Origin of the sequence: Actinomadura sp. NTSP31, assembly GCF_041951385.1 — a bacterium.
GTDB lineage: Bacteria > Actinomycetota > Actinomycetes > Streptosporangiales > Streptosporangiaceae > Spirillospora > Spirillospora napierensis.
On the sequence record NZ_JBGNUT010000059.1, the window covers coordinates 1 to 12,188 of the forward strand.

At 72.0% G+C, this 12,188-nt stretch carries 10 protein-coding genes; 2 read left to right on the forward strand and 8 right to left on the reverse strand.

Annotated elements, in window-relative coordinates:
• Positions 1-44: 44 nt before the first annotated feature.
• The 4 genes from ACA514_RS47530 to ACA514_RS47545 form a co-directional block, all read right to left on the reverse strand.
• Positions 45-1,310 (reverse strand): class I SAM-dependent methyltransferase, encoded by a 1,266-nt coding sequence (locus ACA514_RS47530; protein ID WP_375048147.1) that lies wholly within the window; start codon positions 1,308-1,310, stop codon positions 45-47.
• 91 nt (positions 1,311-1,401) lie between these two features.
• Entirely contained in the window at positions 1,402-2,769 is a 1,368-nt protein-coding gene (locus ACA514_RS47535; protein ID WP_375048148.1) for an FAD-binding oxidoreductase, read from the reverse strand.
• A gap of 226 nt (positions 2,770-2,995) precedes the next feature.
• On the reverse strand, positions 2,996-3,517 hold the full coding sequence (locus ACA514_RS47540; protein WP_375048150.1) for a DUF1707 and DUF4870 domain-containing protein: 522 nt from the start codon (positions 3,515-3,517) through the stop codon (positions 2,996-2,998).
• A gap of 36 nt (positions 3,518-3,553) precedes the next feature.
• Positions 3,554-4,579 carry a polysaccharide deacetylase family protein gene (locus tag ACA514_RS47545; protein ID WP_375048151.1) on the reverse strand — a complete coding sequence of 342 codons (1,026 nt, stop codon included), beginning with the start codon at positions 4,577-4,579 and terminating at the stop codon, positions 3,554-3,556.
• Between the two features lie 177 nt (positions 4,580-4,756).
• Between ACA514_RS47545 and ACA514_RS47550 the strand changes: the two genes are divergently transcribed.
• Positions 4,757-5,128, forward strand: a complete 372-nt coding sequence (locus ACA514_RS47550; protein ID WP_375048152.1) for a hypothetical protein — start codon at positions 4,757-4,759, stop codon at positions 5,126-5,128.
• Positions 5,129-5,360: 232 nt separating this feature from the next.
• Here ACA514_RS47550 and ACA514_RS47555 read toward each other — a convergent pair whose 3' ends face one another.
• The 3 genes from ACA514_RS47555 to ACA514_RS47565 all read right to left on the reverse strand — a co-directional run bounded on the left by ACA514_RS47555 (position 5,361) and on the right by ACA514_RS47565 (position 8,656).
• Entirely contained in the window at positions 5,361-5,939 is a 579-nt protein-coding gene (locus ACA514_RS47555; RefSeq protein WP_375048153.1) for a TetR/AcrR family transcriptional regulator, read from the reverse strand.
• 1,145 nt (positions 5,940-7,084) lie between these two features.
• Positions 7,085-8,092 (reverse strand): DUF4192 domain-containing protein, encoded by a 1,008-nt coding sequence (locus ACA514_RS47560; RefSeq protein WP_375048154.1) that lies wholly within the window; start codon positions 8,090-8,092, stop codon positions 7,085-7,087.
• 66 nt (positions 8,093-8,158) lie between these two features.
• Positions 8,159-8,656, reverse strand: a complete 498-nt coding sequence (locus ACA514_RS47565) for a phosphoribosyltransferase (RefSeq protein WP_375048155.1) — start codon at positions 8,654-8,656, stop codon at positions 8,159-8,161.
• A 181-nt stretch (positions 8,657-8,837) separates the two neighbouring features.
• On the opposite strand from ACA514_RS47565, the gene ACA514_RS47570 reads away from it, so the two are divergent.
• Entirely contained in the window at positions 8,838-10,898 is a 2,061-nt protein-coding gene (locus ACA514_RS47570) for an ATP-dependent DNA helicase (RefSeq protein WP_375048170.1), read from the forward strand.
• A 7-nt stretch (positions 10,899-10,905) separates the two neighbouring features.
• Here the strand turns inward: ACA514_RS47570 and ACA514_RS47575 are convergent, their stop codons facing one another.
• Entirely contained in the window at positions 10,906-12,117 is a 1,212-nt protein-coding gene (locus tag ACA514_RS47575) for a pyridoxal phosphate-dependent aminotransferase (RefSeq protein ID WP_375048156.1), read from the reverse strand.
• Positions 12,118-12,188 lie beyond the last annotated feature (71 nt).

The following is a 12,188-nucleotide window of genomic DNA, read 5'->3' on the forward strand; positions in this document are numbered from 1 at the left end:
CCCGGCCGGCCCGCCGCCGTCCACTCGCGGGAGCGCTCGCGCGGTCACACGCCCCAGTCGGGACGCAGCGGCATGCGGCTGCCGCCGTCCTCGTCGAGCTTCACGCCCAGCGTCTGGTGCAGCTGGATCCAGTTCTGGTCGAAGCCGAGCACGCAGCCCGCCATGTAGACGCGCCACACCCGGGCCGTGCCCTCGCCGACCTCGGCGACGGCCTCGTCCCAGTGCTCGTCCAGGTTCCGGCACCACGCGGTGAGCGTCCGCGCGTAGTGCTCGCGCAGGTTCTCCTGGTGCCGGATCTCGAAGCCCGCGTCGTTCATCTGCTGCTGGACGTAACCGGGCCCCTCCAGCTCACCGTCCGGGAACACGTACCGGTTGATGAACCCGTTCTCCTTGCGCGGAGGCGCCAGGTTGTTCGGGCGGGTGATGGTGTGGTTCAGCATCCGCCCGCCGCGCTTCAGCTTCCCGTGCAGGAACGAGAAGTACGACGGCAGGTTCTTCTTGCCGATGTGCTCGGTCAGCCCGATCGAGCTCACCGCGTCGAAGCCCGTCTCCGTCACATCCCGGTAGTCCATGTGCCGGACCTCCGCGAGATCCGACAGGCCCCGGTCCGCGATCGCCTTCTGCGCCCACTCGGCCTGCTGCTTCGACAGCGTCACGCCGAGCGCCTTCACGCCGTACTCCTTCGCGGCGTGCATGACCATGCCGCCCCAGCCGCAGCCCACGTCCAGCAGCCGCATCCCCGGCTGCAACCCGATCTTCTTGGCGACCAGGTCGTGCTTGTGGAACTGCGCCTCCTCCAGCGTCGAGTGCTCCTCGGGGTAGCACGCGCACGTGTAGGCCATCGACGGGCCCAGCACCCACTCGTAGAAGGTGTTGGACACGTCGTAGTGGTGCGAGATCGCCTTCGCGTCCCGCCGCTTGGAGTGCCGCAGCCACGACGGGATGCGGCTGAACGGAGCCTCCTGCGGCGGCGGGTCCAGCCGCCGCGACATGGCCGCGCGCAGCAGCGGGTCCCGCAGCACACCGGCGACGATCCGCGCCTTGTCCCGCGGCGTCACGTCGCTGAGCACCTGCTGCATCGTCGTCAGCGCCTCGATCATGTCGCCGTTGACGTCGATCATGCCGGTCACGTACGCGCGTGCCAGGCCCAGCGCCCCCGGCGAATTCACCAGATAGGACACCGCGTAGGGCGAGCGAACGTCGAACCGGATGGGCGCGCCCGGCACGCCCGCCTTCGAACCGTCGTACGCCGTGAACTCCACTGGCGCCTCAGCCCCGGCGAGCTGCTCGAAGACCCTGGCCAGCGTCATCTTGTTCCTCCTGTCTCTTCGCCCCGGACGGGACGACGATGGTCGACCACCGGCCCTTCCGGGGCCCCACCCCCGAATCCGCGGACGCCGGTCAGCGTCCGCGCACGCACTTGTCGTAGAGGTCCAGCAGCCGCTCGCCGGGGTCGTACTCCCCCTTGAGCCGCCGGTAGGTCTCCCCGTCGTAGTACCGCCAGAACTCGTCCCTGCCGTAAAAAGCGGTCGAGTACAGCGACTTGTGGCCGTCAAGCTTCGCGACCTCGCGCTCGATCAGCCGGTTGTGGTACTCGGGGATCTGCCCGGGAGGCAGCCGGACCGTCCCCCAGAACCCGACGTTGACGTACGGGCGGCCGACCTCCAGCGGGTACAGCGGCCACCGCTCCCTCGCGCGCAGCGGGCACAGCCAGATCGGGCTCATCCCCACCTTGCCGTGGAAGAACTCCAGGAACTCCGGCAGCCGCTCGACCGGCACCTCGATGTCCTGGATGACGTCCTCGCGCGGACGCAGCCCGCGCCACCGCTCCACACGCGCGATGATCTGGTACCGGCGGTCGTAGGCGACCATCTTGCGGTACACGTCGGAGCGCTTGTACTTGTCCGGCCACAGCCGCCGCACGGTCGGGTTCTGCACGCCGAACGCGCCCGAGCACCAGAACCAGTCGGTGTCCCAGCGCCAGATGTAGTCGCGCACCGTCAGGAAGTCGACCGAGCGCTCCTGGATCGACCGGTAGTAGATCCCCTGGCCCGTGTAGTCGGAGGTGTAGGGCGCGTCGTCGGCGAAGAAGCCGAGCGTGATGTACTGCTCGCCCGCGCTGAACACCGTCCCGTCCAGGAAGTCGACGGCCTCGCCCTCGAACTCCCCGGACTCGGTGATCTCGCCCATCGCCTTCGCGAGCTCCGTCGCGTCGCCGAACCGCAGGTGCCGCAGCCGGACGTACGGCCGCACCGGCCGCAGCTCGATCTTCAGCCGCAGCGAGTAGCCGAGCGTCCCGTAGGAGTTCGGGAAGCCGTAGAACAGGTCGGAGTGCTCGTTGTCGCGCGTCGCGGTGACGATGCGCCCGTCGCCGGTGAGCACCTCCATCTCCAGCACGCCCTCGTGCGGGAGGCCGTCGCGGAACGAGGTCGACTCGATGCCGAGCCCGGTCACCGCCCCGCCCAGCGTGATCGTCTTCAACTGGGGGACGACCGTCGGCATCAGCCCGTGCGGCAGCGTCGCGTCGACCAGGTCCTCGTAGGTGGTCATGCCCTGGACCTGTGCGGTCCGCTCGTCCGCGTCGACGCTCAGCACCCGGTCGAAGCCGGACACGTCCAGCCCGGGGGCCGCCGAGGGGTCGCGCCAGCGGAACAGGTTCGAGGTCTTCTTCGCCAGCCGCACCGGCGTGCCGGCCGGGATCGCCTCGTACGACCGCCTGAGCGCCTCCACCGCCCGCTGGTGATCGCCATTGAGCGCAAGCTCCGTCATCTACCCCTCCCTTGCATAGTTAATCCATGATCCCATGTACCGTCCACATAACCCGGACGTTAGGGTCATCACAGGTAGAGAGGGGAATAAAGGCACGTCGATGATCATCTGCGGTCCGGCTCCTCGGGACGCGGCCGCCGGCGGCGGCCAACGTTCACTTCTCCCCTGCCGTCCGGGCCGACAAACCCCCGCCGCGCCGTCCGCTGCCGCCGCCTCGCCGCGACGGCTACTTCACCAGGCGCAGGATCCACGGGTAGCGGAAGCCGCGCCCGGAGAGCGCGAACACCGCCGCGACGAACGACAGGATCCACGTCACCGCGTACAGCGCCCCGCCGACCCCGAACGTGACGATCGTGATCAGCAGCAGGGTGACCTGGAGGTTCACCGCCTCCCTCGCCTGCCGCCTGATGTACTCCGACCGCTTGCCGCTCACCAGCATCAGCACCAGCGGCCCGACGAACAGCGTCGGCACCGCGACCGCGTGCGCCGCCGCGGCCAGCATCCGGTCCTCGCCCGTCGGCTCCGCGAGCTCCAGAGCGCTCCCGGCGTGCCCGCGCACCGGCGCCAGGTCCCGGGTGACCGCCGCGAGGTCGTCGCGCGTCTTCGACGTCATCGCGAGATGCGCGCGCATGTCGAACTCGTCGTGGTCGAGCCTGCCCTCGGCGTACGCCTCCTGGAGCCGCCCGACGACCTCGTCCCGCTCGGCGTCCGACACCCGCAGAGCCCCCGCCGCGTAACCACTGTCCATACATCTCATGGTCGGCGCGGCGCCCGGTCCGCACCATCAGGGAAGACCCTGACGCTCCCCTGACTTCAGCTGGACGTACTCCTTCCCGGGGGTGAGCGACCCGCCGAACAGCTCCGGCACCGTCACGAACGCGTAGCCCTTCGCCGCCAGCTTCTCGATGATCGCCGGGACGGCCTCCACCGTCGTCGGATGGATGTCGTGCATCAGCACGATGTAGCCGGGCCGCACCGCCCTGAGCACCCGCCGCTCGACGTACGCGGTGTCCCGGTGCTCCCAGTCGAGCGGGTCGACCGTCCACAGCACCTGCGCCAGCCCCATCCGCTCCGTGATGGCGGTCAGCCGCTTCGACACCGACCCGTAGGGCGGCCGGAGCATGACCGGCGTCACCCCGGACGCCCGCCGGATCGCCTCCTGCGTCCTGGTCAGCTCCGACATGATCTTCTTCGTGGACGCCCTGCCGAGGTCGGCGTGGGTGTAGCTGTGGTCGGCGACCTGGTGCCCCGCCGCGGTCTCGCGCCGCACCAGATCGGGGTACTTGGCCGCCTGCGCCCCCACGATGAAGAACGTCGCCCGCACATGGTGCGCGGCGAGGATCTCCAGCAGCCGCCCGGTACTCTCCGCGGGCCCGTCATCGAAGGTCAGCGCCACACACTTCACCCGCAGGCAGTCCACCCGCCCCACCCCACCAGCCGACGCGGCCCCCGGCACCCCACCACCGGCACCGGCCGCACCGCCCTGCCCGCCGCCCGCGCCCCCTTGCCCGGCCCCCGCGCCACCACCCTGCCCGCTGCCCGCACCACCGTGCCCGCCGGCACCGCCCTGGCCGCCGCCGGCACCACCTTGACCGGCACCACCGTCCTCACCGCCCGCAACGCCCGCGCTGCCCGCGCCGCCATGCTGGCTTCCAGCGGGACCGCCGCGGTTCTTCGGCACGGACGCCGGAGCGGACGCCGCAGTGAGCCCGACCCGCTGCGGGTCCGGGCCCAGCGTGCTCAACGCGCCGCACACGGTGGCCGCGAGCACGACGGCGGCCGCCCGCCTGACCACGTTCGGCCCGTCCATCAACACCCCCCGCTGTTGATCTCCCAGGCCCGGCCAGTCTAGGGTGCTGTGCCCGGCTCGCCGGGGACGCCGCCGCTGTGTCGGGAACCCGGTGATGCCGGAAGTTCGTTGTCCGCAGACACCCGACCGGTCCCGAAACCCCCCGCTCCGGGACCCGTACCGACGACAGGACAGGCGATGAGGTTCCGGGACCGATTCGGCATCCGCAGGCACCGCGGCTCCACGGTGGCCAAGCTCGACCGCGAGGCGACGGACGCCGACATCGAGGCGCTGATCTCCTTCGCCCGCGACCGCCGCGGGGTCGAGTTCTACGTCGAGCCGGAGACGTTCGCCACCGACACCACCGCGGTCGCGGTCGCCCACGACGGCGAGTGGACCCGCCGCCGCGTCGGCTCCCCCAAGGTCATCGGCAAGGTCGCCCGCGACCTCGGCGTCCCCGCCTACGACGTCCAGATCGTCGGCTACCCGCCGCGCATGCGCGCCTGGAACGAGCGCAACCGCGACCGCCGCATAGACCCCGGCGCCCCCGGCCAAGCCGTCTCCTCCTGACCCCACCCCCGCAAACTGGCCAGGCAAACCCACCACGCACCCCCGGCCGCGCGCCACCCCATCCCACCGCACGAACACGCGGCGCGATCCCACCGCACGAACACGCGGCGCGAACCAGCCGCGCCGATCCACCACACGGACCGGCGACACGGACCGGCGGCGGCGTGGCGGCGTGGCGGCGGCGAGCGGAGGTGGGGTGAACGGGCGTGGGGAGGATGCGAGGGGTACGGGATCAGGTGGCGGGCGGCCAGTTCTTGAGGACGGCGTCGAGGGCGTCGAGGGCGCGGTGCCAGGAGGAGTCCACGTCGCGGGCCGCGCGGGAATGGTCGAACCCGCCCGCCTCCTCCAAGCTCACGTAGCCGTGGAAGACGCTGCCCAGCAGGCGTACCGCATCCGTCTGGTCCGGCTCGGGCAGGTCGTAGCCGCGCAGGATCGCGCGCATCATCTCCGAGTGCCGGCCCGCAGCGCTGGCGGCCGCCGTCTCCGGGTCGAGCCGGAGACGCGCCGCCGTGTACCTTCCCGGATGCTCCTTCGCGTACGTGCGGTAGGCGCTCGCGAAGGCTACCAGCGCCTCCTTGCCCGCGCGGCCCGCGAGCGCGGCCGCGGCCTCGTCCGCGAGTTCCTCCAGGGCCAGCAGCGCCACCCTGGCTCTGAGGTCCTGCAGGTTCTTGACGTGGGAGTACAGGCTCGCGTCCTTGACGCCGAATCTGCGCGCGAGCGCGGAGACCGTCACCTTCTCGAAGCCGATCTCGTCGGCCATGTCCGCCGCCGCCCGCGTGAGGCGCCCGGCGGTCAGCCCCGCGCGTGCCATCTGCCGTCCCTCCGGTCGCCCGCGAAGGTCGACCTCTGCCTAACAGACCTAGGACTCTAGGCGATGGCCTCCGAGCACAGCGCCCGCCACGGGCCACTGCCCCATCGCCCCGTCCGCGCACGGACGACCTGGAGCCCAAAGGCCGCTGCCTCCCCGGAGAAGCCGGGCGCGACGAAACGCCCAGCCTGTCCACGCCATGCCGCGCACGTCCACGTCACGCACGTCCACGCCACGCACGTCCGCACGTCCGCACGTCCACGCCACGCACGTCCGCACGTCCACGCACGTCCACGCACGTCCAAATGGCCCTCCCCAGCAGGCCAACCCCCCGAGAGCCAACAAGCCCCCGAGAGCCAACCCGCCCCGCCAACCACCGCCCGCGCCCGTCCCGGCACATCTCAGGAGAGGCACCTCCTGAGAGGCGTGCCGCCCCGCCAACGACCGCCCGCACCCGTCCAGGCCCGCCTCTCAGGAGCGACACCCCTGAGAGGCAACCCGCCCCGCTAACGACCGCCCGCGCCTGTCCCGGCGCGCCCCTCAGGAGCGACAGTCCCTGAGGAGCGAGCCGCCCCGCGGGCGGTCGCGCGGGCCCGGCGCGCCGCGCCCCTCCAAGAAGGCGGCAGCCTCCTGAGGGGCAGGACGGGACGGGTCGCGGTCGTGGCGGGAGATTCTTCGTGTCAGGTCTCTCCGGGGAGGCAGCGGCCTCCTGAGGGGGCGGGGCCGTCCTGTGACGGTCGCGTGGGGACTCGTCGAGCCAGGCCTCCCGGGTGAGGGCGTCTGGAGGGACGAATCATCCCGTGGACGGTGGTCGCGCGGGCCCGGCTCGTCGCGTCTTTCCTTGGAGGCGGCGCGCGCTCCTGAGGGCGCGCCGTCCTGCGGACGGTCGTGTGGGCCCGCCGTGCCGTGCCTTGCCTTGTCGTGGCTTCGGAGGAGGGAGGCTCCCTGAGGGGCGGGGTCGTCTCGCGGGGTGGTCGTGCGCCGGCGCGCAGCGCCGGGCCTCTCGGGGGAGGCGACGGCTCGCTGGGGTGGGGCGTCCTGTGGACGGTCGCGTGCGGGTCCGGTGTGCCAGATTCCTCCAGGAAGGGTTCCTCGCGGAGGCGGTGCGGGGCGGCGGGCTCGGGGGTGGGCGTGCGTTCCGGACGTTGTCAGCTGGCCTCCTGTTCTGGTTCGTTGTAGGCGGCGGCCAGTTGGCGCGGGGTCATGCGCATGCGGGCCTTCGTCGGCGGGATCCCGGCGTCGATCACGCTGCGGAGCAGGACGGCCATGGAGTACGCCGGGTCGGCTTCGAGGGCGCGCTCGAGGGCGACGTTGGCCAGGCCGCCGTCGCCGGCGGAGTAGGCGGCGTAGGCCAGCAGGGATGCGGGCGCCGGGACGTAGGTCGGTTCGACGCGACTGAGGACGTCGCGCCAGAAGGCGATGTCGGCGGCGGGGGCGTCCTCGTCGATGCGGATCCAGGCCTCGTCGCGGACGCGCTGGTCGGTGAGCAGGAAGCCGAGCCAGGCGACGTCGTCGTCGGTGGGGCGGGTGCCTTCGCGGGCCCGGGCGAGGATGCGGGGGACGTGGTCGAGGCCCTCCTCGGTGGTGCGGGACCGGAACCGGGACGCGGGTTCGCGGGCCCAGCGCAGGAAGCGTCTCTCGGCCCGTTCGGTGGCGCGGACCATGGACTCGCGGGCGGGGCCGTCGACAGGCTGGACGGAGCGGACGAGTTCGGCGCGGTCGGCGAGGGCGACGTGGCCGGCGAGGGTGGCCTGGGCGGCGATGACGCTGGCGGAGATGTCGTAGGGAGTGCCCTCGGCGGGGCAGCAGCCGTCGGTGCAGGTGAGGGACCACCAGCGGCCGTCGCCGATGCGGACGGACTCCAGCACGGCGAGGCCGGCGGCGGTGAGGGCGGCGGCCATGGTGCCGGCGGAGCCCTCGACCTCGTCCGCCGGCCCGTAGCCGAGCAGGAGCGCCTTGCGGAACCCGTTGCCCGACAGCAGCCCCGCGACGCGTTCGCCGGTGGAGGCGGAGGCCGGTAAATCGAGCCGGATGGCGCATGTCCCCTGCGGGCCGTCGTACCCGATGACCACGAGGCTCCGGGAGGGATGGAATCCCAGCAGGTAGGGGACGGCGGCTATGGCGTCTTGGGCGGTGCGGATCACCAGTGCTGTCATGCCTTCGACACTGGCAGCGGCGGCGGGCGGGGCGAAACCCCGGCCGAAAATGTGGATAACTCCGGGTCAGGCGTCCAGGATCTGCTGCGGGCGGCTGACGACGGGAGGCTCGGTCGACCAGGGGAAGTTGATCCAGCGGTCGGTGTGCCGCCAGACGTACTCGCACTTCACGGTGGAGTGCGGCTTCTCGTAGACGACGGCGCAGCGGACGTCGGCGACGTGGTCGGCGCAGAAGTCGCGGACGAGCTTGAGGGTCGCGCCGGTGTCGGCGACGTCGTCGGCGACCAGGACCCTCGCGCCGGACAGGTCGACGGCGTTCGGGACCGGCGGGAGCATCACCGGCAGGTCGAGGCGCTGGTCGACGCCGGTGTAGAACTCGACGTTCATCACGTGCAGGTTCTTGACGTCCAGGGCGTAGCCGAGGGATCCGGCGACGAAGAGGCCGCCGCGGGCGATGGAAAGGATCAGGTCGGGGCGGTAGCCGTCGGCGGCGATCTCCTGGGCGAGCTCGCGCCCGGCGGTACCGAACAATTCCCAGGTCAGGACTTCTCTTTCAGCAGACACGGCCCCTATCTTGGCCGACCCGTCCCGAAGGACGTCAACCGGCATGTCGGCACGGAAATGACCACCCGGTCGGGCAGGTCGGTTCGCGGCGGCCGGGCGCGGGTGTCCGCCGCGGGCGGTAGCGTTGGGCGGCGTGCCCGCCCCTGATCTGCTGACCGGCAGCGATACGAAGATTCCGGACATGACGACCCTGCTGTCCGCCGCCGTCGAGGCCATCGGGGGCGCCGAGCGCCCGGGGCAGCTGACGATGGCGCAGGCGGTGGAGAAGGCCATCGCGTCCGGTGAGCACGTCGCCGCGCAGGCGGGGACCGGCACCGGCAAGTCGCTGGCGTACCTGGTCCCGGCGGTCCGGTACGCGGTCGAGAAGCAGACGACCGTGGTGGTGTCGACGGCCACGATCGCGTTGCAGCGCCAGCTCGTCGACCGCGACCTGCCGAGGCTGGCCGAGGCGCTGAACCCGCTGCTCGGCCGGGAGCTGAAGTTCGCGATCCTGAAGGGCCGGCGCAACTACCTGTGCCTGCACCGGGTGCAGACGGGCGCGCCCGACGAGGACGAGGGCGGCTCGGGGCTGTTCGACCCGCAGCAGCTGTCCATGCTCGGCCGGCAGGTCAAACGGCTGAACGAGTGGGCCGAGGAGACGACGACCGGGGACCGCGACGAGCTCGTCCCCGGGGTGAGCGAGCAGGCCTGGCGGCAGGTGGCCGTCACCGCGAAGGAGTGCCTGGGCGCGCAGCGCTGCCCGCAGGGGACGGAGTGCTTCGCCGAGCTGGCGCGCGCCGAGGCGGGCGAGGCGCACATCGTGGTCACCAACCACGCGCTGCTGGCGATCGACGCGCTGGAGGAGTTCCAGGTCCTGCCCGAGCACGACGTGGTCATCGTGGACGAGGCGCACGAGCTGGTCGACCGGGTCACCTCCGTCGCGACCGGCGACCTGAGCGCGGCGGCCGTGGAGCTGGCGGCGCGGCGCTGCGGGCGGCTCATCGAAGAGGGTGTCGCGGACCGGCTCAAGGAGTCCGCGGAGGGGCTCGGCGTCCTGCTGGAGGATCTGCCCGCCGGGCGTATGGACGTCCTGTCCCCCGCGCTGGGCAACACCCTCGCCGCCGTACGGGACGCGCTGCACGCCTGCGTCACGGCGATCGGGCCGGAGAAGAAGGACGCCGATCCGGGGGACGCCGCCGCCCGCAAGGCCGCACGGTCGTCCCTGGACGACCTGCACGACACCGCCGTGCGGATGCTGGAGGCGTTCCAGCCCGAGATATCGCAGCGGTTCGACGTGGTGTGGCTGGAGAAGCCGTTCGTCCAGGACGGGCGCCCGAAGCGTCCGCCGGCGCTGCACGTCGCGCCGATCGGCGTGGGCGGCCTGCTGCGGACGACGCTGTTCGAGCAGCGCACGGCCGTCCTCACCTCGGCGACGCTCACGCTCGGCGGGTCGTTCGAGCCGCTGGCGCGCCAGTGGGGGCTGCCGCCGCTCGGGGAGAACGCGCCGAAGGACGCCCGTACCGCGGCCGAGGGCCTCGCGCGGACCGCGACCGACGGCAAGGACGACAAGGACGACACGGAGATCACCTGGTCCGGGATCGACGTCGGCTCCCCGTTCGACCATCCGAAGGCCGGCATCCTCTACGTGGCCCGGCATCTGCCGCAGCCGGGGCGCGACGGCCTCGCGGACGCCTACCTGACCGAGATCACCGAGCTGATCGAGGCGGCGGGCGGCCGGACGCTCGGCCTGTTCTCCTCGATGCGGGCCGCGCGGCAGGCCGCCGACGAGCTGAAGGACCACCTGTCGCATCCGCTGCTGTGCCAGGGCGAGGACTCCACGTCCCTGCTGGTCAAGCAGTTCGCCGAGGACGAGCGGACGAGCCTGTTCGGGACGCTGTCGCTGTGGCAGGGGGTGGACGTCCCGGGCCCGTCGCTGCAGTTGGTCATCATGGACCGCATCCCGTTCCCCCGCCCCGACGACCCGGTGTCGTCGGCGCGGTCGCGGGCGATCGCGGCGCGCGGCGGCAACGGGTTCATGTCCGTCGCCGCGACGCACGCCGCGCTGCTGCTGGCGCAGGGCGCGGGGCGGCTGCTGCGCTCGATGGACGACCGCGGCGTGGTCGCCGTCCTCGACCCGCGGCTGGCCACGGCCCGCTACGGCGGCTTCCTGAAGAACTCGCTGCCGCCGTTCTGGGCCACGACCGACCCGGACGTGGTGCGCGGCGCCCTGCGCCGGCTCGACGCCGCCGCGTCCGGGTCGTGACGGCCCGTCAGCGGCGGTAGGCGCTCAGGAACTCGCCGATGCGGCCGACGGCCTCCTCCAGGTCGTCGGCGTACTGCAGGGTGACGACGCGGAAGTGGTCGGTGGACGGCCAGTTGAACCCGGTCCCCTGCACGACGAGGATCTTCTGCTGTTCGAGCAGGTCGAGGGCGAAGCGCATGTCGTCCTCGATGGGGTACATCTCGGGGTCGAGCCGCGGGAAGACGTACAGCGCGCCGTCGGGCCGGACGCAGCTGACGCCGGGCAGGTCGTTGAGCAGCTTCCAGGCGCGGTCGCGCTGCTCGCCGAGCCGGCCGGTGGGCAGGACGAGGTCGTCGATGCTCTGGTAGCCGCCGAGCGCGGCCTGGATGGCGTGCTGGCCGGGGACGTTCGGGCACAGCCGCATGTTGGCGAGGATGTCCAGGCCCTCGATGTAGGACTCGGCGTGCTCCTTCGGGCCGGACAGCACCACCCAGCCGGAGCGGAACCCGGCGACCCGGTAGTTCTTGGACAGCCCGCCGAAGGTCAGGCACAGCAGGTCGGGGGCGAGCGAGGCGATCGGGACGTGCACGGCGTCGTCGTAGAGGATCCGGTCGTAGATCTCGTCCGCGAAGACGATCAGGTTGCGGCGGCGGGCGATCTCGACGATCTGGGTGAGCACCTCGCGCGGGTAGACGGCGCCGGTGGGGTTGTTGGGGTTGATCAGCACCAGCGCCCGGGTGCGGTCGCCGATCTTGGCCTCGATGTCGTCGAGGCTCGGCGCCCAGCCGGCGGCCTCGTCGCACAGGTAGTGGACGGGGGTGCCGCCGCACAGTGACACCGACGCCGTCCACAGCGGGTAGTCGGGCGCCGGGATCAGCACCTCGTCGCCGTCGTTCAGCAGCGCCTGCAGGGTCATCACGATCAGCTCGGAGACGCCGTTGCCGAGGTAGACGTCCTCGACGTCCAGGCCGGTGACGCCGTCGTCCTCGAACCGCTGCACGACGGCGCGGCGGGCGGACAGGATCCCCTTGGAGTCGCTGTAGCCGTGCGCCTCCGGCAGGTTGCGGATGATGTCCTGGAGGAGCTCGGGCGGCGCCTCGAACCCGAAGGGGGCGGGGTTGCCGATGTGCAGCTTGAGGATGTTGTTCCCCTCGGCCTCCAGCTGCTTGGCGCGCTTCAGCACCGGCCCGCGGATGTCGTAACAGACGTTGGTCAGCTTGCCCGACTGGTTGACCTGCATGGACACACAATATCCGCGCGGCGCGGGCGGAATCCGCCCGGGCGCCCCGTCCGCGGGGGCCCGCGGGACGG